Origin of the sequence: Kitasatospora sp. NPDC088783 (assembly GCF_044750705.1) — a bacterium.
Lineage (GTDB): Bacteria > Actinomycetota > Actinomycetes > Streptomycetales > Streptomycetaceae > Kitasatospora > Kitasatospora fiedleri.
In genome coordinates this window covers 27,474-49,747 of record NZ_JBIVKJ010000030.1, presented here as the reverse complement: position 1 = coordinate 49,747, position 22,274 = coordinate 27,474, and the positions used below count along the sequence as shown (strand labels likewise).

12 protein-coding genes are annotated in these 22,274 nt (G+C 69.8%); 10 read left to right on the top strand and 2 right to left on the bottom strand.

Annotation, left to right across the window (positions count from 1 at the left end):
* Nucleotides 1-870: a hypothetical protein gene (locus ACIP60_RS37440; protein WP_400693857.1), complete on the bottom strand. Its 870-nt coding sequence runs from the start codon at nucleotides 868-870 to the stop codon at nucleotides 1-3.
* A 402-nt stretch (nucleotides 871-1,272) separates the two neighbouring features.
* On the opposite strand from ACIP60_RS37440, the gene ACIP60_RS37435 reads away from it, so the two are divergent.
* The 7 genes from ACIP60_RS37435 (at nucleotide 1,273) to ACIP60_RS37405 (ending at nucleotide 11,150) form a co-directional block, all read left to right on the top strand.
* On the top strand, nucleotides 1,273-1,614 hold the full coding sequence (locus tag ACIP60_RS37435; RefSeq protein WP_400693854.1) for a hypothetical protein: 342 nt from the start codon (nucleotides 1,273-1,275) through the stop codon (nucleotides 1,612-1,614).
* A 688-nt stretch (nucleotides 1,615-2,302) separates the two neighbouring features.
* Complete coding sequence (locus tag ACIP60_RS37430; protein WP_400693851.1) at nucleotides 2,303-4,459, top strand: AIPR family protein; 2,157 nt, start codon at nucleotides 2,303-2,305, stop codon at nucleotides 4,457-4,459.
* Entirely contained in the window at nucleotides 4,452-5,861 is a 1,410-nt protein-coding gene (locus ACIP60_RS37425; RefSeq protein WP_400693848.1) for a protein kinase, read from the top strand. Before ACIP60_RS37430 ends, ACIP60_RS37425 begins: the two co-directional genes overlap by 8 nt.
* 451 nt (nucleotides 5,862-6,312) lie before the next feature.
* Nucleotides 6,313-6,567 (top strand): hypothetical protein, encoded by a 255-nt coding sequence (locus tag ACIP60_RS37420; RefSeq protein WP_400693845.1) that lies wholly within the window; start codon nucleotides 6,313-6,315, stop codon nucleotides 6,565-6,567.
* Nucleotides 6,568-6,742: 175 nt separating this feature from the next.
* Nucleotides 6,743-7,501 (top strand): TnsA-like heteromeric transposase endonuclease subunit, encoded by a 759-nt coding sequence (locus ACIP60_RS37415; RefSeq protein WP_400693842.1) that lies wholly within the window; start codon nucleotides 6,743-6,745, stop codon nucleotides 7,499-7,501.
* Complete coding sequence (locus tag ACIP60_RS37410; RefSeq protein ID WP_400693840.1) at nucleotides 7,498-9,948, top strand: integrase; 2,451 nt, start codon at nucleotides 7,498-7,500, stop codon at nucleotides 9,946-9,948. Before ACIP60_RS37415 ends, ACIP60_RS37410 begins: the two co-directional genes overlap by 4 nt.
* Before the next feature lie 146 nt (nucleotides 9,949-10,094).
* Nucleotides 10,095-11,150: a hypothetical protein gene (locus ACIP60_RS37405; protein ID WP_400693837.1), complete on the top strand. Its 1,056-nt coding sequence runs from the start codon at nucleotides 10,095-10,097 to the stop codon at nucleotides 11,148-11,150.
* Between the two features lie 38 nt (nucleotides 11,151-11,188).
* On the opposite strand, the gene ACIP60_RS37400 is transcribed toward ACIP60_RS37405, so the two are convergent.
* A complete protein-coding gene (locus ACIP60_RS37400) occupies nucleotides 11,189-13,549 on the bottom strand; it encodes a Helicase associated domain protein (RefSeq protein WP_400693834.1) in 2,361 nt (786 codons plus the stop codon).
* A 317-nt stretch (nucleotides 13,550-13,866) separates the two neighbouring features.
* Here ACIP60_RS37400 and ACIP60_RS37395 point away from each other — a divergent pair, with 317 nt between their 5' ends.
* From ACIP60_RS37395 to ACIP60_RS37385, 3 genes are all read left to right on the top strand, one after another.
* Nucleotides 13,867-14,922: a hypothetical protein gene (locus ACIP60_RS37395; protein ID WP_400693831.1), complete on the top strand. Its 1,056-nt coding sequence runs from the start codon at nucleotides 13,867-13,869 to the stop codon at nucleotides 14,920-14,922.
* 143 nt (nucleotides 14,923-15,065) lie between these two features.
* Nucleotides 15,066-16,745: a DUF6119 family protein gene (locus ACIP60_RS37390; protein ID WP_400693829.1), complete on the top strand. Its 1,680-nt coding sequence runs from the start codon at nucleotides 15,066-15,068 to the stop codon at nucleotides 16,743-16,745.
* Nucleotides 16,746-17,023: 278 nt separating this feature from the next.
* Nucleotides 17,024-22,273, top strand: a complete 5,250-nt coding sequence (locus ACIP60_RS37385) for an ATP-binding protein (protein ID WP_400693826.1) — start codon at nucleotides 17,024-17,026, stop codon at nucleotides 22,271-22,273.
* The last annotated feature ends 1 nt before the right edge of the window (nucleotide 22,274 follow it).

Below are 22,274 nucleotides of genomic sequence, written 5' to 3'. Positions count from 1 at the left end.
TCAGTAATGTAATGCAGACTCTAGCACGTGCGATACATAAATCTCATATGCGGTGAGCTGCAGAGACCGAGCAAGTCGCCTGTTTTGGACAGATTCTGACTGACAGTCAATTATGTAATGGACATATGCGGGTTGGGTGCTTAGGAGGCTCACGCTGCCCCTCGAACCCATGCAGCCTGAGGGCGCCAGTCGTGGCGCACGACGTCCGCGCCGTACGGAGCGCCCCGGTGGTCGTAGCACCAGGGCACAGACGCTGTGCCAGCCGTTGGTCGGCGGGGTGTCGTCGTTGTCGCAGGGGGCGTCTGCTCCCGCAGGCCGGGCGAGTATGCCTCCTGGTGCGGCTCTGGACGAGATCGGCGTCGCCGGCCTCTTGATGCTGGCAGATGCTACCGAGCGGCCAGCTCCGGTGCTCCCCGAGAGAGCGTCGGTCAGGGAGAGCAGGCCGCCGCGGCCGTAGTGCCACCACACCTCGCCCATCGGCCCCAGCTCGGCCAACTTGTCGAGGGAGGTGACCGGGATGGGGATCGAGTCGGAGTAGTCGAGCCAGCTGTCGGTGGAGTACTCCTCGGCGCGGCGGCGGCCGCGCCAGAAGTCGGCGGCCAGGTCGCCTACCTGCCCGGCCGGGTTGTTCAGCGTCGTGGCGCTCGCGCCGGCGAGGACCAAGACGACGGGCGGGTAGCCTTCCCGGGGCGACCCCGGGTAGGCGCGGCGCCACCAGTACGTCATCCGCTCCGCCGCCGACTCCTCCGCCAGCGCCGGGTCGTTGCCCCGGCTCTTGGCGCGGAACAGCACGCGGTAACCGGCGAACTTCGCAGCCACCCTCGCCGGGGACATCGTGGAGCGGTCCGCCTCGACCATCAACACCGGCACCCCGATCTCCGGCGCCTCCCACACCGCGTCCGGGCACACCTACAGCGGCCCCCCAGCGTGAACTCCACCTCCGTCGCCCAGGACGTCACCGTGCCGATCCCACCCGAAGCGTCGGGTTCGGTGCCGCCGCGCACGAACGCAAGCACCGTCTCGTTCACCGCCATCGCGTGCGGCGCACCCGATTCACCCACGCCCCGGGCCGTCGATCTGCGGCCTCGTGTTCCAGCCGACGCAGATTGCCCCGCTTGGTATGGAGGCGGGCTCGGTCGTCGACGTGCTGGTGGTGGAACGCGAACCGCCATCCCCCGGGGTAGCGGTCCGTCCACCACACGAGCACGGCCAACACCGTTGCCACTGCGAACAGGACTGTCCAACCCCAGGCCCCCATTGCGTCCTCCCTAGGTGGCGCGGCACGACGCCAAGGCGTACGCGGAATCCCTTCGGCTGCTGCGGGGTGCCCGCAACGCGATGGAGCGGTTGGGCCTCCTGACCTCCGACATGCCTGAGGAGCGGCTGCGAGACGTGCTGCTCGTTGCCCTCAACGCCTACTTTGAAGGGCAGTCCACGGGCGAGACTCTGAACGGCAAGGGCAAGACCGACATCCTGATCCGAGTCGGAGACCGCAACGTGTCGATCTCCGAGTGCAAGTTCTACACCGGGCCGAAGTCGGTTACCGACGCACTGGACCAACTGCTCAGATACACGGACAACGGCGGCCGGCGGACGCCACTGCTGATGTTCTAACGGGAGAAAGACCCGGATGCCCGGATCGCCGACACCATTGCCGCGATCCGTTCCCACCCGCAGTGCGAGTCCTTCGACTCCAGCAGAGCCGACGAGGACCGGCAGTGGGGTTTCGTTGTCCGGGGCAGCGAAGATCCGGGCAGTGCTCCCCATGCCGAGGTGGCGTTCATTCCCTTCGTCATCGCCTGACCCGCTGGTGGAGGCGCACGGCCAGTCGCGCGCCTCCACCAGTGAACCGGGTTCCCAGGCGTGCTCGTACGCGGTCTTCGGCCGCTCGGTGTACCCGCTTCGCCACCGAGGGGTCCTCGATCCCCAGCTGCACGCCCAGGTGCTCGACCACCGACCACGGCACGTCCACCAGGAATCGGCCGACATGAGCGGTCGTTGCAGGTGTGCCTCGACCAGGAGACGTTGGTGCGCAGACGCTGATCGGTGGGGGCTCGCACGGACCGAGGGACCTGGGTACGTATCGAGCGGCGGGGACTCGACCGGATCGGCGTGCAGGGCCACGACGGCCTGCTGGGCCTCGGCGGGGACGGGTGTGAGGCGGCGGCCGCAGGTTCGGTCACGAGCAGTGGGGCCCAGCGTCGGGCTGTCCGAGGGTCGAACGAGCGCCGCTCGGCGCAGGCGGCTGCTGTCCCCCGCATATAGTGCTCCCACGATCGGCGTACGACAGGGGGTGACCGCGATGGGTGAGGACGAGAGCGGGGAGAGGCAGAGTCTCCCGCTTCAGGTTCAGACCGTCCGGGACGCACTGGTTCGGGACTTCACGGACCTGATCGAGGGCGGCGACGGCGCTTTCCCCCTGCAGGTTTTCCTGAGCCAGGCCATGGCGGCAAGGAGCGTGCAGATCCTCACCGGCTGCTCCGTGTCCGATGCGGCCGCGGCGGTCACCGACGGCCCTGGCGATCTTGGCATCGACGCCGTGGCGGCCTCCCCCGCCACCGGTGAACTGTGGCTGGTCCAGACGAAGTGGAGCGACCGGGGCCGGACCCAGTTCCGTCCCGATGCCGTGCACAAGCTGCTGGCCGGGTTCCGTGCTCTCGACAGCCGGGACTTCGGCCGGTTCAACCCCCGTCTGCAGGCCCTCGCGGACCGCATCGACCAGGTCCTGTCCCAGCCCCGGCCCCGGATCTACCTGGTCCTCGCGGGCACGGGAGACACGCTGCCCGGCCCCGAGATCCACGCACTGGCCGACACTGCAGCAGAAGAGTTCGGCTCGACGGTGCAGGTGCGTGCACTGACGATGGCCGACTTCCTCGAGGTGGTGCAGCGGGAGTCCGCGCTGCGGCCGGTCGAGCTCCAGGCCACCTTCACCGGCGGCTGGTTCCGGCAAGAGGACCCGCACCCCGCGTTCGTGGGGACGGTGGACGCATCCGAGGTCGCCCGCTGGTACGAGGAGCACGGCCAGCGACTGTTCGGCTCCGACGTGCGCTCGTTCCTGGGGGGTACCGAGGTCAACGAGGCCATCGTGGCCAGCGCCAGGAAGAACCCGGACGCCTTCTGGTACTTCAACAACGGCATCACCGTGCTGTGCCAGAACGTGACTGCGGAGTACTTCTCCCGGCGAGCGCCGGGGCAGCCGGTCCGGCTTAGTCTGCAGGACGCCTCGATCGTCAACGGCGTACAGACCGCCGCCTCGCTGTACCAGTGCTACGCACAGGACCCGGCCGCGACCGAGGACATCAAGGTGATGCTGCGCGTCATCACCCTCCGCACCGCGCCCGACGGCTTCGCGCAGGAAGTCACCCGCGCCACCAACACCCTCAACAGCACCCGGGCGCAGGACTTCGTCGGGCTGGACCCGGTGCAGGTGCAGTTGCGCGAGGAGTTCCGAAGCGCTCTGGGCAAGGAGTACGTGCTGCGTCGGGGCGATCTCGAGCCGGCTCCCGAGGCAGGCTGCACGGCCATCGAAGCGGCGGTCGCACTGGGATGCGCCCACCCGGACGCCGGTGTCAGCGCCCGGGTCCGCGCCGACAGCGATGTCCTGTGGCAACAGGGGCCCGACGGCGTCTACCCGCTGCTGTTCGGAGGCCGGCCCTCGGCCGAGCAGGTGTGGCGCTCTGTACTGGTGCACCGGACGGTGCAGCACACCCTGTTCGTTCTCGAGGCGGACCTACGCGGACGTGCCGCGGCAACGGTCCAGCACGGTGCGCTGCTGGTGGCGCACTTGGTGTTCCAGCGCCTGGGCACCTCCTTGATCGACGACCCGGACGCCGACTGGGACACGGTGCTGCAGGACGTCCCCGGTCTGGTCCGGCAGTCACTGGCCGCCCTCGTCCGGCAAGTTGACGCACACTACGGCGTGCACTCGATGCTGCGAGGGACGTTCACCAGTCCCGAGCGCTGCCGGAACCTGGCGCGGGCCGTCCTCGCTGCCACGCCTGGGGACGACACCGCGGCCACGCTCGAACTGACGCCCCGCAGCAGCAGTGCCGCTCGCCAGCCGCGCCGCCCCAGCAGTGTCAGGCTGCTCGTCGACCGCGGGCTGCTCGCGGAGGGCACGCAGTTGATGTACGTGCCCAGCGGCCCGGAGGAGCTCGCGTTGCGTGAGTGGCTGGACGCCGACCCGCGACGGTTCCTTGCGACGTGGCACAACGACGCTCGCCGCCCGCTGGTGTGGGCGGTGGACCGCAACGCCTACTCACCCAGCGGGCTGCTGCACCACCTGTGGGAGGCCGCCGACTGGCGGCAGCAGCCGGTTGCCGTGAACGGATCGACTAGATGGCGTCTCCCGGGTGGCCCCACTCTTGCCGAGCTGGCGCAGTCCGTCTGGGTGCCCGATTCCGCCGGCCCATCGGATGCGGGCGGCGGCGGCCGGGAGGACGGACCGGACGGTGCATGAAGGAAGGCTGGTCGGCAAGCGCTACGAGCTCAAGCGCCTGCTCAGCCGCGGGGGGATGGGACAGGTCTGGCGTGCGCGCGACCTGACCCTGGACCGCGATGTCGCAATCAAGATGATCCGCACCGATCTGCCACCCGAAGAGCAGGACGAACTACTCGAACGATTCAAGCGGGAGGCGAAGGCGACAGCGGCACTCGCGCACCCCTGCATCCTCGAGATCTACGACGCGTGCCTGGACGACGACCCCGACCGTGCCTACATGGCCGCCGAACTCGTCCAGGGGGAGCTGCTGGCCGATGTGATAGCCGCGACGCCCCGGCTGCCGGTGCCCTGGGCCGTCTGCCTCGGTGTCCAGCTGTGCTCGGCACTCGCCTGCGCTCACGACGAGGGCATCGTGCATCGCGACGTGAAGCCGGAGAACATCATCATCGGGTTCAACGGGACGCTGAAGCTGCTGGACTTCGGCATCGCGCTGTCGCTGACGCCCGGCCAGACCCGGCTGACCGGCCAGCACCCGATCGGCACCATGCACTACATGTCGCCGGAGCAGCTCCTCGGTCAGGTCACCACGCCTCGAGCGGACCTGTACGCGGTCGGAGTGCTCATGTACCGGTTGCTGGCGGGCACGTTGCCGTTCGATGGAGAGACTTCCGTCAACATCATCGCCGCGCACCTGGAACAGATCCGGCCCAGGGCGGTCGATGCCACCCGGCCGGAGGTCGGCCGAGAACTGGGGCAACTGCTGCAAGACCTGCTCGCGTTCCGTGCAGAACATCGGCCATCCGGCGCCCGGGCTGTGATCGACCGGCTTCGGCCACACCTGCTCATGCCTGCCGCCGGCCCACTGCAGCTTCCGGGGTTGCCGGGGCTTGCGCCGCCCGTACTGCCCTCCCCGCTCCCGGCTGCCAGACCCCCGGTCTCCCCCGCCGGGGGTGCTCCCTGCACGTTCGGCGGACTGGCCACCCGCGTCGACGCCGCCCGGGCCATGTTCAAGGCCGGACACATGGCCCGGGCACTGCCCGCGTGCGAGGCGCTGGCCGCAGAGCTCGCGAACAGCGGTCCGGAGAACGCGGACCGGGCTCGGGAGATGCGCGTCCAGGCGGCGCTGTGTCGTGCCGCGCTGGGCGAGCATGACAGCGCGCTCGAAGCGCTGCGCGAAGAGTTGGATCCGCTCGTGTCACTGCGCCCGGAGCGGGATCCCGAGGTTCTGGCACTGCGCCAGCACATCGGCCTGCTGCTGTCGGCCCTTGACCGCATCGAGGAGGCGACCGAAGCCCTGGCGGGCGTCTACGGCGATCTCGTCGAGGTCTTCGGTCCCACCTCCGAGCAAGCGGTGCTGGTCCGCGACGCGCTGATCGGGATCCGCCGACGCCCGCCGATCCCATTCGAGCCGCACCCCTGAGAACCGGCCCGGGGCAGGTCAGCTGCGGTCGCGACTACCCCGAGCCGATAACGGGCCTGCACCCCGGCCAGTCCGTCTGCATTCCCTTGGACGGCTCTTGCCATCAATGCGACAAGGCGGCGTGTGGTCGGCGACCCTCGACGTCCGGCAGCGCCTGGCCGCACGAGGCGCGCTCGCCCGCGTCGCCGCCCTGCCGGAGCGGGTCAGCACCGAGGCCCGGTTGCTTGCCGCGATGGGCGCGCTGTGTGGCCACCGCGCTGGCCACACGCCACTCCCCACGGCCTGATCCGTTCCCTGCGTCTGACACAACCCGGCCGGACCATCGGCGAGTTGCAGGACGTGAGATGGCTGCACTACCCGGGCCGGCCCGCCGTTCTTGTTCCCGACCTCTTTGGCCACCGCGGCCCACCGCGCCGGGCAGTTGGCGCTGCGATTGCTGGGTGACCCTCGTATGGCAGGCCTGGACGCGGCCGCGCACCTGACCGTCCTCGCGATCCTCACCTGGGCCGAACAACCAGGCAAGGGTTTCTTCTTCGAACCCGACGCCGCCGCACGCACCGCCGGCCTGCACCGTCTGGCGTTCGAGGCCGCCGTCGCACACGCCCGGACCACAGGCGCCCTGGCCCCTTGCACCGCCCTGCCCAACAGGCTGCTGCGGTGCGACCGACCCAGTGCGGTGAACCCGTGGACAGAATCAGACATCTGACGATGCATGAGCAGTAAGGAGCTCGCTGCTCCGAGGCCGCTGGGAGCGGGATGTCTTGAAAACGGCCGACGTCCGCGGCGGCCGCGACACGAAGATCCGCCGATGTGCTAACAGGTGTTCCGGCCCGCTTCCGCGCGCGGGCCCGACGGCACCGGTAACATCCCAGGGAGCGCTCATGGCAAGGCAGTTGGAAGTCCTCCACCTGGACGCGAACGGGGTGCGGCGGACGCCGCCCGTGGAGCAGGTGGCCGGGGCTCCCCTGACGGAGCGCGGCGAGGTGTGGCAGCCCTCGCGTCATCCGGCGCGGCGCAGTATCGCGACGTGGTGGTGGTCGGCGACAAGCGGGCGGCATGTGGGGTGCCGGTCGCTGGATCGGCTCTCGACGGCGATGCTGCTGGACTTCCATCCGGGTGTGGCCAACTTCGGTGCCTGGTCGGCACAGTTGGTGTGGCGGGAGCGCGGCCGGGAGCGGCGGTTGGTGCCGGACTTCTTCGTGCGGACAACGGGCGGGGAGACGCTGGTGGTGATGTGTCCTCCGCAGAGCGGGCCCGGTGAGCGGTTCGAGCGACAGTTGGGGGTGCTGCGGGAGGCGTGCGGGGCTGCGGGTTGGCGGTTGGCGGCGCCGAGTCTGCCGTCGAGGGCGGCGCTGGCGAATCTGCGGTGGGTCTCGCGCAGGCGGCATCCGCGGTACGGGGACCAACAGGTGGAGGCCGCTCTGGCGGAGGCATTCGCGCAGCCCCGGCCGCTAATGGAGGGTGTCCAGGAGTGCGGGGCGGCACGGCAGTTGGCGCTTCCGAGGCTGTACCACATGCTGTGGCACCGCCGGCTGGGCATGGACTGGGGCACGCCGATGGGCGCGGGAACGGTGGTGGGACCGATGGGCGCGGCGGGGCCGGACGCGGTGCAGGTGCCTGTGGTGGTGGAGGCGCGGTGACGGACGACGCGGCGGTGCAGGTTCTGCGGGCGGACGTGGTGCTGCCGCGGGCGCAGGTGCGGTGCGCGCCGCGCGGGGTCCTGGTGCGCGGGGACCGGGTAGTGTGGCGCGGGGCCGCTTACACGGTCGCGGGCTTCGAGGGGGTGGAGGTCCAGCTGGCGGCGAACGAAGAAGGTCCGGCGGTCTCGGTGATGCTTCCCATGCTCGCGTCCGCCGCCGACTTCGCGGTCCTGGACGGCGCCGGGCGCCGGGTTGTGCGGGCGGAGCTTCCGGATTTCTCGCTGATGGAGGGGATTCCCGAGGGCGCCGCGCTCAAGGCGCGGCAGTGGGAGCTCGCGGTCGTCGAGGTCGACACGGGACTGCTGCCCGGTGCGCTGCCGGGGTCGGTGCCCCGGCCCGCGTTCGACCCCTCGTCTACGACGCTGATCGAGCGGTACCAGGCCAAGGCCGCGGAGATGAACGCGGTGCTGGGCTGGGGGGTGTCGTGGCAGACGGTGCAGTCCAAGCGGTTGAAGTACGTGAAGAACCCGACCGCCGTGGCGCTGGTCGACGGTCGCAGTGTCAAGGCCAAGAAGCAGCACGGTCTGACCGATCCGCGGGTCGTGGAGCAGTTGCTGGTCCTGGTGGGGCGCCAGCAGCGGCGGGTGGATGCGCCCAGTGATGCGCGCAAGCTGTTCGGGCAGCTGCGGCGGGCGGTGCGCGGCGGGTACGGGCCGACGGTGAAGGTCCCGGCGGAGCCGACGCTGTACAAGCTGCTGAAGCGGCTGGGCTTCGAGGCGCGGGACCTGTCCGGGCCCGGCGGTGAGCGAGCGATGTCGGGGCGCGGGCCCGTGCCGCCGTTCTCGGTGACGTCGGCGACGATGCCGGGTGAGCTGGTGCAGATCGACTCGACCGATCTGGACGTGTGGGTCCTCGGCGACGACGGCCGGCCGGCGCGGGTGGAGCTGACGGCCGCGATCTGCGTGGCGACCAGGAGCATCATCTCCGCGGTCGTACGCCCCAAGCAGGCACGCAGGCACGGCAAGAAGCACCGGGACGGAACCGTGGGGTTCACGCGGGCCACGGGGCGGGCGACGAAGGCGGTCGACGCGTGCGAACTGCTCGCGCAGACCCTGAAGCCGCTAGCGATGCGGCCCACGTTCGATCCCGCCGCGCACGCCGCCAATTCCGACCTGCCGTTCGAGGAACTGGCGGCCGTCGACGAGCGCTTCGCTCAGGCCGCGGCCCGGCCGGTGATCGTCCCGGACCTGATCGTGATCGACCATGGCACCGTGTTCACGAGCGGGACGTTCTTCGACGCCTGCGCCTACCTGGGCATCTCGGTGCGGCCGGCACGGCGGCGCACCCCTCAGGACAAGGCGATCATCGAGCGGACGTTCGGGTCCATCAAGTCGATGTTCAGCCAGCATCTCAACACCTACACCGGCAACGACCCGGTGCGGGTGCGGCGGACCATCGACGGCGAGCGGCTGTGGACCCTCGCCGAGCTCGACGACATGCTGCAGCAGTGGATTGTGCTGGAGTGGCAGAACCGCCCCCACCCGGAGCTGGCCGACCCGTACGACGCGTACCTGCCCCATCTGACGCCGAACCAGATGTTCGCGGCGTGCGTGGAGGTCGACGGCTACCTGCCGATCCCGATGACCCGCGCCGACTACCTCCGGCTGCTGCCGACCGCCTGGGTGGGGGTGAGCGAGCAGGGCATCCGGTTCAAGAACCGCCTCTACGACAACCCGGAACGCGACCCCGAAAAGGGCCTGAACCCGTGCCGCCGAACGCCCTCGGGGCTCAACGGCAAGCGGCGCGGGCGCTGGGAGGTGCGGTACACCCCCAACGACCCGTCGAAGGTGTGGCTACGCGACCACCGCAGGGGCGAGTGGGTGGAGGCGACGTGGGTGCACCAGCACAAGGTCGGAGCGCCGTGGACGCAGTTCCTCTGGGACACCGCCGCGTCCCAGCACGTCGCCCGCGGCGGACGGTTCAAGGACGAGGAGGCTATCGCCGAGGCGCTCGCGGAGCTCCTGGAGCGGGCCTCCCTCGGCCCCGACCGCCTCGGGCGGCCCACCGCCCCGGACGGCTGGGCACCCCCTCCCCCGCAGGCACCCGCCAGAATGTTCGACCCGTACGCCGGCCGCGGACCCGTCGACCTCACCGACCTGCCGGACCTGCCCCCGGTCCCGGCACCCGGGCAGGCCGGGGAGGACCTGCTGGCGTTCAGCGACATCGGCCTGTCCCCGGCAGCCGGCCCCGGTGGGACCGCGATCGACTGGAGCCGCAGCGCGCTCCCTCCCGATGCCTCGCTCACCGCCTGGGAGCACGGCCCCTCCGCCGCCGGTGTGGCGGTGCACGGGGCCGGCACGGCTGCCGTCGGCGACGACCTCGCCGAGCGCTACCGGCAGATCTTCGCCGCCCTCGACACGCCCCCCGACGACGGGTCCTCGCCGTGACCGGGCCGCCGAGGCCATCCGACTCGATATACCGGCCCCTGCCCGGTACGGCGTGCCGCAGGCGCGGCAAGATCCGACCGCAAGGAACCGAACGGACGCCGGACAGAGCCGGCAGCCGGCGGTCGACTGATGGGAGACCTGTGAGGATGGACGGCTCCGAGCGCCTGGACCGGGCGGAGAACCTGCTGCTGCTCGAGGAGCCGACACCCGGGCAGCTGTCGCTGAGACCGCCCGCCCCGGTGTGGCCGCAGGACTGCCACGCCTGGCGGGCGATCGCCGCCACCTACTGCTCAGCACCGGACCTGGCGGACTGCGCACCCATGGGCACCAAGGTCGCCGACCACGACAAGCGACTGCTGTACCACGGCATGATGCTCACTGTGGCCTCCCCGGCCATCACGAAGGCGCTGCGCGTCGTGACAGGGCAGATCCGGGCGAACCGGCAGCGCCCCGACGGCAAGGTCGGCGTCGTCCTCGACGGCCCGCGGGGCACGGGCAAGAGCACCGTCCTGCAGGCCATCGGCGTGTACTGGGAGCGCCGGCTGCGCGAGCTGTACGGGCCGGACGAGAACCGGCATCCGGTGGTGGCGCTGAGCGTGCCGCCCCCGGTCCGCGGCAACGTCCGCAACTGGGCCGGGACGTTCGCTCACTACTTCGGGCAGGACCGCGAGGGAGGCGACCCGACCGGCTCGGTGATCCGCACGATGCGCAACGCCCGGACCCTGCTGGTCCTCGTCGACAACATCGACCGCCTGCGCACGGCCGCCGAGGCGGAGCAGGCATTCCAGTACTTCGAAACGATCGAGAAGGACACCGGCGCGACGTTCGTGTACTGCGGGCGCGGTGCCCGGGGCATCGTCGACCCGCTCACCCGCGACAACGCCACCCTGCTGGAGCCCGACGAGGAGCTGTGGAGCGACCACCCGGTGCTGCGTACCGGCCGGATCGGCTACAGCGACGAGGAGATGAAGAAGTTCGCCCGCATCGTCGACCTGTTCGACGCCGACCTGCGGCTGTACCGGCACGAACTCGGCGACCTGCGACCGCTGGCGCCCTACCTGCACAAGCGCAGCCGCGGCTACATGCGGGCACTGTCCCAACTCCTCTGCCAGGCCGCGCAGAAGGCCATCCTGACCGGACAGGAACGCATCACCCAGGAACTGCTCGACGAACTTTCCCTGGGCCGCGTCGAGCAACTGTGACGCCTCTATCCCGGGCGCCGCACCGGCCTTTCTCTTCTCTACTGGGCGGGGCGGCCTGGTGGGGCTGTGCGGCGTCCCAGAGCGGGATCCCAGACCATGCGCAGCCCCTCCAGGGCGAGGCGCTGTTCCGGGGTGAGGCTGCGGAAGGACGTGCGGCATTTGTGGATCCACGTGCCCAGGGCGAACGGCTTCGCCGGGGCACGGGTCAGTGCTGCCAGGACCGGCGGCTCGTAGTGGTTGCGCGGTACGTCGAGGTGGCCCTCACGGAGGGCGAAGGCAACAGCGTGGACCAGCGCGTAATTAAACGTACCGTGGGCGGGGCTGTCGGGGCGATGCCGGCCCAGGGCCTCGGGCAGTGGCGGGATCCCGATGCCGAGCAGCAGCGCCATCTGGTGCTCGTGCAGGCGGAAGAAGCTCTTCTGCTGCTTCTCGATCCACACCGCCGTGTCACCCTCCTCCGCTGTGATGCGCATGTGCAGGGGCGTCCCGGTCTTCCAGAGGCGGCCATGTCCGGGCAGCAGGGTTTTCGCTCTGGCGTACCTGCGCTGCCATTCCTGCGGCCACGACGGGTTCCAGTGGGGGTCGATGTCGGCGAGGGCCTTGTACTGAGCCGGGAGGAGTTTGCCTTCCCGGTCCTTGGTTCTCTGGGTGGCGAGCCAACGGCCCAAGGGGTGGCCGCCCATCTTGCTGCTGGCGGGGACCGCGAGGTGGCCGTGGGCGCGGTGCCAGGCCCTGGCGTGTTCGAGCATGGAATCGAAGGTCTGGATGCGGGCGGTCCACAGCATCCCGAGTTCGTCCAGCGCCCGCTGCTGGCCGGCCGGGAGGCGGCCGAGGATGTGGCGCAGGCGCAGGCTGGCGATGCACTCCCCCAGTGCGAAGCCGTCCGGATCGGTGTAGTCGGCGGGTACGTCCAGGTGCCCGAAGACGGTGCGGTAGGTGCTGGCGGAGGCGTGGGTCTGTTCCCAGCTGCCGATGGCAGGCAGGGCGATCTCCAGGCCGAGTGCCCGGGAGAGTTGCGCCGCACGTTCGGGATGCGCGTAGTGGAGGGGGATTCCGGCGGTCCTGCCGCGGCGTGAGGGGTCGGGCAGGGCGATACGGTCCATGAACGTCTCGTCGTGGGCGCGCAGGGCCTGCAGGATCGTGATCAGGTTCGCGAACGCCGATCCTTTCAGCATGTCGTCGGCGCTCAGACCGCTGCCAAGGTAGACGGGGATGACCAGAGTGGTCTTCTTGCCGGCGCCGGGCGGTTGGCGCAGCCCGCGGCCGATGGCCTGGATAGCGTCGATGATGCTGTACCGCGGATCGACGAAAGCGACCCCGTCGACGTCGGGCATGTCGACGCCCTCGTTCAGGACCCGGACGTTGGACAGCACGGCGCACTCCCGGTCCGCAGTGGCGAAGTCGTCGAGCAGGTCGCGGCGCCAGTCGCTGGGCTGTTCGCCGTGGATGGCCTGTGACCAGAGGTTGTCCACCCGCAGCGGCGCGTCCACTTCGAGGGCGGTGCGGGCCAGTGTGTCGGCGAAGGACTGGGCGGTGGAGACGCGGTTGTGGAAGGCGAGGACGCGGCGCAGGCGGTGTTCGGCGATCGCGCGGAGCAGAGCGACCTGGAGGGCGGCGTTGCGCAGTCCGTTGTGGTGGGCGGTGGTGAACGGGCGGTGCACCGCGAGGATGCCGTGCAGGTCGCCGTCGTCGACGAAGGGCATGACGACCTGGTAGTCGGCGAGCAGGCCCCGGCCGATGGCCTCGGCCATGCCGAGGCAGTACACGGTGGGTCCGAAGATCTCGTAACGGTCCATGGTGGCGAGCGGGATGCGTTCCATGAACGGGTGGCGGGCGGGTGCGGCTTCTGAGCCCCAGATTCTGGGGGTCGCGGTCATGTAGAGGCGGGTCCTGGCAGGGATGGCCGCGTCGTCGTGGACGGTGCCCCAGCCGTCGCCGAAGGCGGAGCAGGTGCGGTGCGCCTCGTCGGCGATCACCAGGTCCCAGCGCGGCAGGCCGTGAAAGCCGTGGGCGCCCTGGACGTGGTGGAGGGAGCCGTAGGTGCAGAACACCGTGACCGGCTGCCCCGTGCGGGCCGCTCGAGCGATCTGCGCCATATCGCGAGTCATGGTCGCCTCGCGGGGGTGCAGTCCGCTGTCGTTCTGGCTCAAGGAGCAGACACCGAACATGGCACCAGGCTGGCCGGCTTGGCGCCAGCGCCTGATCGTCTGTGTCACAAGCGCTTTGGTGGGCATCAGGACCAGCACCGTTCCCCGGGGAGCCAGGCGCCGCGCCGCCCGCTGGGCAATCAGCGTCTTGCCGGTTCCGCACGCGGCCACCACAGTCATACGCGGATGGCCTGCAGCCACTGCGGCCTCGATCGCGGTGAGCGCTTCGACCTGGTGCTCGCGCAGTTCCACGCGTCCTCCTTCCCCGGGCCGCGGACAGACGGGCCGATCGCGCGGGGAATGTACGGGCACCGGGCGCGGTCGCGTCCCGGACGCCGATCGCTTTCGGCCAAAGCTGCGCAGGTGTGGGGCAAAGAGGAAGAACCGGTCGGACTGTCGCCGCGCGTCCCGTAGACACAGCGGTGGAGGCGAAGTTCTGCCGAGGCAGTCGATGGGGTGTCGCGGCACTGAGCGGATTGCGGGGACCGATGGCGGGGACGGACGCGGCCCGGACAGGGCGGAGGTCGCGGGCGAAGGCGTTGCGGCCGGCGCGGCGCCTGGCGCTGTCGGTGCGGTTCATCGGCGGGGAGTCGACCGGGTCGTTCGCGCGGCGTCTGGCGGACGCCAACGGCATCCCAGAGGAGGAGTTCTGGCCGATGCTCGGCTCGTGCGCCCGCAAGAACGGCTCGCCTTCCGATCCCCGGTACAGCGACGGGTACCTCAATGCCGCGGCCCTGGAGCGGCTGGCGGTCATGGCGGGCCGTCAGGTGGGCGAGTTGCAGTTCGCCCTGCCGAACCTGCGCCCCCAGCGGCTTCTGCCAGCCGGGAACGGCCCGGTGTGGGACTGGCCGTGGGACGCCTCGGGCTGCTTCCTGGTGCGCGTGTGCGAAATGTGCGCCCGCATCAAGGGCACGTCCCTGGATTCCTACCTCGCCGCGGATGCGACGTGGCAGGTATGTGCGCGCCACGGCCGCTGGCTCGACAACCGCCGCGAACCCGGCGCCGGTGCCATCTCCCTGACCGCGCTCCCTGAGGTCGTCGAGGCCCACCAGCAGCGACTGCTGATGGAGTGTCGGCTAGGAGCGGGTGGGCGCGCCGCGTTCGCCGACGCCTACGCCCTGCTCTCCTGCTGGTGGAACCTGCCGGCTCTCCACCCCCGCGCGTGGCAGGACCGTTTGCGGGCCCTGGGCCGGAACGGCCGCGACCATCTGCGGGTGGCGCCACTGCTGTTCTACCCGGAGGCTGTACCTCTCGCCCGTGCACTCGCCGCCCGGGAACGCCTGCGCCTGCGCGGCACCCTCACCGACGAGCACGAACACGCGTGGCTGGCCCGCACCATCGAACTCATCGGCACCTGGGGAGTGCCGCCCGAGCCTGCCCTGCCCACCCTGGCACTCTGGGTCTCCCGCAATCCCCACGCGCCCAAGCATGCGCAGGCCCCGTCCCCCGCCTCGCGCCCTGCCCGGGGCCGCAACCGCCCGCTGCCCGCACCCGGCACCCCCGCTGGCCATGACCTCGACGCCACCCTCGGCGAACGCTCCTGCCTGCCTTGGCAATTAGGCGAACTCATCACCACCACCCCGACCCCGGCCGAAGGCGGCTGGACCCTCAACGGTCGCGCCTGACCGCCTTCAGCGCCACAGCCTTGCCATTGGAACCACTTGTCGGTGGCCAGCCAGAATTTGGGCATGCATCATTGCGCGGAAACGGTTGAAAGGCATCTCATACGACCTTATCCTGATGCCTCTCGCCGCTCCCTGGGGGCTACATGGCACCGAGCAAATCCAAGCTGAGGTTCAACTGCTTCCTTCTGCGCGACGGGCTCGATTCGCACGAACAGGCCTTTCGGGTCCAGTACCGCCCGGGAAATAGCCAGGGCATGCGGCGCCTCGCATCCGGCGAAGGCATCCCGGAAGGCTGCGTGGCCTACCTCAGGGAGAACTCCGAGAAAGTTTCTGCTTGGGCCCGGCTTCTGACTCCCACGTTCCCCGAGCTTGAGGCCATCAAGAACGTGTCCCACCGGCTCGTCATCTTCCTCCCCGTCCATGGCCGCACCTTCGCCGTCTGCTTCGGCTACGGCAGCTCCACACTGGAGTGGTCACACATCGAGGCCAATTTCGGGCTCCGCTTCGCCGCCCGAACGTTCGACAGCAGCGCTGTGAGCGGTATCGCAAGCCGGCGCATCGACGCCTCAGCTCGGTCCCAATGGGTCCAGATCCCGTCCAACTCCTCCATCAGCGGCTTCGAAGTGGAGCTGGAAGGGGAGTTCACGCGGAAACTCATGGGAGACCTCGAAGACGGCGTCGAGCTCCCTGAACTCGGGGCCGTTGTAGCAACCGATTCCGTGTCGTTCAAACTCGACACCGACCTTCACTCCGTATGCGATGTTCTTGCTCAGATGCTTCAGGTCACGTTGGAGAGCGAGGCATCACAAGACCTCGCATTCATCGACTCACTGGAGCCTCTTCGTGCCACCAGCGACGTCGTGAAGCGCCTCGAACAGCGCCTGGCCCAGGAGCTGTTCAAAACAACCGACACACCCCCGGTCAGGGACGCGAATCCGTGGAACGTGCACCTCCTCGCCTTCGCCCCTCCGGACGACCTGTCCATCGAGAATCTGCACGACTTCGTCGTCTCCAAGAACGACGAGTCGCGCGAGTTCGACGAGATGTCGTTGGACGCCTTGCGCTCGGCTCTCTCCGACCTTCCCGGCAGGAACACGGTCGGCAGCCTGAAGAGTGTGAGGGTCATGGCACGGGATGCCAACGGGGATCCCGCCAGCATGTCCAAGCCGATCAAGCACTGGCTCGTTTTCGAGGCGGGAGACGGGAACCGGCGGTACCTGCTCACCCTGGGGAAGTGGTACGCCATTGCTGAGGGGTACTGCGAGAAGTTGGACCAGGACTTGGCTCAGATCGAGGACGTCACTGCAGTGCTGGGCCTTCGGACCTGGGACGACTGGGGACCGAAGCTGAACTGGGAGAAGCACTACAACGAGAACGCGACTGAGGATCGCTCGGATCTGATCTGCCTGGACCGGTATCCGCTGTTCGCGGAGGACGGTGACCAGATCGAGGCCTGCGACCTCTTCCACAAAGACGGGTACCTGATCCACGTCAAGCAGTACACGGGGAGCCAGACGCTCAGCCACCTGTTCTCCCAGGGGTTCGTTTCCGCTCAGACCCTCATCTCGGACGCCGCCTACAGGGAGGCCTTCATCGAGGCGGTGAAGGAGATCAACGCGGATCTGGAGGAGGCGGCGAGCGCCAAGCCGCCCCGCTTCGTCACCTACGCGATCGCGTTCGACGGGAAGCAGCGCCTCCCGCACGACCTGCCGACCTTCAGCAAGGTCAACCTCCGCAGTTTCAGCAAGCGCATCAGAATGGTCGGCTCCGTACCGACCCTCGCCCGAATCCAGATGACCTTCAAGCCCAAGAAGGACAAGTAGCCTCCCTGCGGTCCTGCGCGCCCCCGCGCGGGCGAGTGTGCCACGTGTGGGGGGCGACGGCCGGTAATACCTTTGCAGGCAGCGCCCGCCAGGAACGAGTCCTGGTGCCCTCGCCCGGATCACCGCGGGCCACCGCTGGGTCCGCTGCCTCCGACTAATCGGCGGGGATGTCGGAGGTGTGCTTTACGGTGCCGCCATACGTATCCGCTCACCAGGGTGACCACGGCGCATACCCTGGGGCGGGTTCCGTGCAGCCAGGACACGTAGGAGGCGACACAGTGGGGCTTCGCCCGACACACCTCGGCTACGCCTACCAGGACCTGCTGACCGGGCTTCGCCTCGTTGACCTTGCAGTGGGACACGCAAGGTCGGTCGTCGTCGACACCAAGGCGTTCGCCGGGGACCGGTTCGACGACATCACGTGCGAGTGGAGCGACGGCAGTCGCGAGCGGTTGCAGATCAAGCACACCAGCCACGATCGCGCATTGTCGGCCGACAGTTTCACGAAGGACACCCGGAGTCTTCGCCTGGATCTCCTGTTCACCTCCACCGGCCGCGACCTCAATGCGCCATCCGGCACGTCGCACCGTCTCGTGGTGCGCGACACGGATCCGGACGACGCCGATCTGACCAACGTGTTGCGGCCGGTCGGTGCGGGCAACGACCCGGGGCCAGCCTTCCACGGTCTAAGCAGCAGGCGGTTCCGCTTCGATGCCGCGGCCCTGCGGTCTCATGAGCCGTGGAGAACGATGCTTGCGGGCATCGGTGACGATCTGCTCGGCCGTGCCTGCGCGTCCTTGGTCGTCGACACCGGTGTTCCGGCGTTCTCCCTCAACATCCACGATCCCGGGCCGGCCGAGGCGGCCCTGCTGCACCGGGTCGCCACAGAGCTCGGTGCCGGACGTCCTCCGAACCGACACCGTTCGCCCGAGGAGGTCGCACTCGCCCTCATCGAGGCGGCCAAAGCGGCACGCAGCCGCAACGGGACCGTGACGGCTGAGGACCTGCTTCCCCGTCTGGCGCTGGAGGTCGACTTCGGGGCTGTCCGTGAGGGGCACCCCGTGGACCGTGCTGCCGAGGTGCGGCGCCCCGCCGTGCTCGCGAGCATGAAGAGGGCTCTGGAGGACACGGCGCGGCAGGGTGGCGTCGTGGTGGTCACGGGGGCGCCCGGAATCGGCAAGTCGTGGCTGTGCGAGCAGATGGCCGATGACCTGCAGGACACGTGGCTTGCTGCACGCCATCACTGCTGGCTGGGCGCCTCGGACATGGATCGTGAGCAGCGGGTGCTCACCGAGGTCGTGATCGGCAGTCTGCTCCGGCAGCTTGAAGAGGCTGTCCCGAAGGCGGTGGCCGAGGTGAGGCCGCGCTTTGCGGCGACTCCCGAGTCGCTCGTGGACGCTGTCACTGCGGCGCGGCGTTTGGCCCCGGATGTGCCGATCGCGTTGATCGTGGACGGCATCGACCACGTCAGCCGGGTGCTGGGGCACAGTACCGGCGGCGTGTTCCGGGAGCAGTCCGACCCGGCCGTGGGCCTGGTCGAGGAGCTCAGTGCTCTGAGGATGCCGCCCGGTGCCGTCCTCGTGCTCGCAAGCCAGCCGGGTCCCCACCTCGCGTCGGTGGACAGTGGCGCCGACCACTTCACCGTTCCTCCTCTCAAGGGTTCCGAGCTGCGTGATCTGGCGGATCGTCTGGGTCTGCTGGCAGTCCTGACGTCGTCGGATGTCGGCCTTGAGCCTGCCGGCAACCAGGAGGAAGCCGCCGTCACGTTGATCGAGGAGCGTTCACGGGGCAACGCCCTCTACGCCACGTATCTGTGCCGTCAGGCTCTCGGGCCGGCACCTGGACTGGGGTCACCGCAGGCGCGGGCCGTGGCCGGCGGCCCACTCGATCGGCTGCGCGAGGTCCCTCCGTCGGCACACGACCTCGACGACTACTACGACTACCTGCTGAAAGGACTGACCAGCCAGCAGCGCGCTGCCGTCAGCATGCTCGCGGTCTGCGACTTCGCCGTGAGCGCCGAGGAGCTCGGAGAGATCTTTCCGCTGCCCGGGATGATGCTCGGTGCCGCGCTGAGCAGCGTGGCACCGATCGTCGCGCAGCAGCCGGGTATTGGTGGGCTGAGGATCCATCATGAGAGTTTCAGTCGTTTCGTCCGCCGGAGCGACGGCCACCATCGCTGGGTCGATCAGGTCCGGGCCCAGGCTGCCGAGTGGCTGTTGCGGCGCGGGTTCTTCACGGATCCGCGGGCGTTCAGGCATCTGCCCGAGCTCTTGTCTGCTCTGGGCCGAGACGACGACCTCGCCGTGCTGGTCGGTCCCGATTTCCTGTCCCAGGCGATTGCGGGCCTGCAGCCCCCGCATGCCATCATCCACACTCTCACCGTGGCGGCGCGACGGGCGGCGGCCCGTAAGGACTGGCCCATGCTGGTGCGTTGTGTGGAGCTCAGCCGAGCGCAGGCGACCTACCAGGACGAGGGTCTTCCGGGCTCGCTGGTGCCGTACGCGGATGTGCTGGTGGCGTTGTCGGGGGCCGACCGGCTCGCGGCGAGCCTGATGTACGAGGGCGTGCCCACAATGTCCGCGCGGTGGGGGCTACAGCTGTGTGCGGCCGTGGACAGGGCAGGCTGTGCCGCCCCGTGGGAGGCCTACCTGGCAGCGTGGGACGAGGTACGTGACCGCGAGCGCACACACTACGGCTCCGAGAGCGACGAGTCGGTGTTCCTCGCCGAGTTGCGCGGACGGATCCGGCTTCCCGGCCGGGGCACCGGCGAGCCCGGGTCCGGACAAGGGGCGCTCGCTCTCGGGCAGCGTGTCGCCCGATTCCTCGACCAGGAGAACCTGGGCTCCCCCGAGCGTGCTGTCGGTGTGCTGCTGGAGTGCCTTGGCCCCGAATCCTTGATGGAGAGTGCGCAGCTCATCGAACGTCACGACCGGCGTGCTGCTCTGCTGCTCCATCTTGCGGAGACCCGCGGCAACGGGGGCAGCGGTCTGCCCTCTGCCCGGATGCTGGCCAGTGCGGCCTGGGCCAGCGGGCCGTGCGATCCGCGGCGGCTGCTCCACCTCGGCGTCGCAGCCGAGGACATTGCCGGGGACCTGTTCTCCGAGGGCGTCGCCGAGACACTCGCACGGGTGACGCAGGAGGTGCTGGTCGATCGGGCCGGCGGGTTGTCCGGACCGGTGGGCAGGTGGCTGTCGTTGCTCGCCGTGGCGCACACAGTCGACCGGCATGCTCCCTCCCGGCTGCTTCCCCTGTTCGACGGCGTCGGTTTCTACCGCGCCTGGCTGCGGTTCGCTGTTGCCACCGTCGGCCTGCGCCGGGACATCGATGCGGGGACGATCCTTGCCGAGGGCGCGTCCACGGCAGCCCGGGTGTCGCTCGAGGAACTGGCCGGGCGCGCGAACCCGTTCACGGGACAGCCGAGGGCCTGCGACCTCATGGACATCCACCACCTCGTGCGGCGGGTACTGCACGAGGCCGTCACCCTGCTGCTCGACGACGACCTGGCGCTGGGTATCGCTGCCCTGCAGGCCATCAGTCGCGGGACCACCACGTCGCTCATGGGCATGGCCGGATCCGGCCCGCTGATCACCACGGAACTGGTATCCCTGCTGGCCGAGAGCGCGGGCCAAGCCGGAGCCGGTGTCGTGCGCGAGCTCATGGAGACGCTGCGCACGGCCCAGGCCGGGCGCCGCACACTGTACGCCGAGAACGCCGACTTCGAGCTCGAGATGGCCCGGGTCAGTCTCGCCTGCGGCGATCCGCAGGAAGCGCAGCGCTGCTGGGAGCGTGCCGCCCGGTACATGGGCGCGTACGGGAGCCACAAGGACGTCACCGTCGACGAACTGCTGGATCCGCTGCCCCAGCTCATGCAGGCCGATCCTGTCCAGGCGCGTGTACGGCTGGCCCGAACGCAGTCCCTCGTGCATCTTGTCGTGGACCACACCGACGGACGGGGCACCTCGGGGACTGTGCACGAGTGGTGGCGCTTTCTGGCGCTCCTGGACTCGCGGGCCGCCGCACAGTTGGGTACCGACTTGCTCCTGACCGAGCCCGGACTGCCCGATGCCCGGGTGGACGCAGCCCACCAGCGGCTGCTGTCCACACAGGCCGACGCCGCCGACCCTGTCGTCCTGGCGGTGCTGCGAATCGCTGCAGGGCCCGACGGCCGCTCCCAGAAGGCCGACACCGCGCTGCTCGGCCGACTCGCCGACCTGCCGGGCAGCGACGCGGCGCAGGTGCGGCGTCTCCTGCCGGTGCTGGCCAATGCGATCACCTCGACCTACGACGACCAGGTCATGGTCTCCACGTCGGACAGCGCCGGGGACGCACACACCGTTGCACTGCGTGCGGCGGCACAACGATGCGGCGGTGAGGGCGGCCCGCTCTGGACACCCCGGGCCGCTCCCCCGAGAACCTCCCGTGACTGGCGGGGCCCCAAAGAGCGCACCGCCACGGGCGCCTTCCTGCATGCCCAGCAGCGGCCTGCGCTGCCGGAAGGAGCTGCCGGCGTGCTGGCCGCGGTCCGTGACCGCAACAGCAAGGCATATGACGATCCGCCCGGTCCACGGTGGTCCAGGGACGCTCTGGCCAATGCGGTGGGTTGGAGGCTGTTGGAGGCCGTCGACGGCCACGGGGCTTCCGCAGCCGCCCAGTTGCTGCACCGAATCGCCGACGAGATGCGCGCGACCGGGCCCGTTGAGCTGCTCGCAGACCTCGCCGCCGGGCTCCACGCACGCCGAGATATCGCCCCCGAGGTGTTCGGTCCGCTCGCCGCGACGGCGGGCATGCTCGCTTTCACCAAGATGCGGGGCGGCGGCGGGTGGAGGTCCTTCGCCGGCAGTGACCGGCTGGACCTGTGGCAGCAGGCCCACTTTGACGACGCCATCGGCGCGGCCCAGGATCTCGCGGACCGGGTGGCCGACGCTGTCGCCGGCGCCTCCTACAGTCACACCATCGGTGTCAGCCAGGCCCTTGCCTCGGCATTCGCCATCCAACCACCCACTTCACCCCCGGCAGCCGACGCGTTCGCGTGCTGGGACGCGGCGTACGAGGTCATCGCCCACCGTTTGCCGGGCGACGCCCGACTCGGGGAGGGCGTCTACGTTCCGGCCTCAGAGCCGGCTCGGCAGGACGACGTGGACGCGGCACTGTGCCGACTGGCCCTGGCAACCGTCGCCTTCCCCGAGCGCGCCGTCAAGCGCCGCGCCCTGGTCGCCGCGGCGGTCCTCCTCGCGGCCCGGCCCGGGCACGCGCAAGCAGCGTTGGCACACGTCCTCTCCCCCGCCATCGGAGCCGGCCCCCTGACCTGGCTCCTGGCCGTCCTGCGCAACCACATGCCGGACGGGCCACTGGAGAGCACCCTTTGCGAGCAGCTCGTGGACCTGTGCGGCAGCAACATGCTGTCCGTGCGGGCGGAAGCCGCCGCAATCCTCGACCAGGCCGGGCACCGGCCGCCCACCCCTCCGGCGACCTCGGCGCATCCGACACTCGCCCGCATTCTGTCCGCAAGCTTGAACACCGAGGACTGAC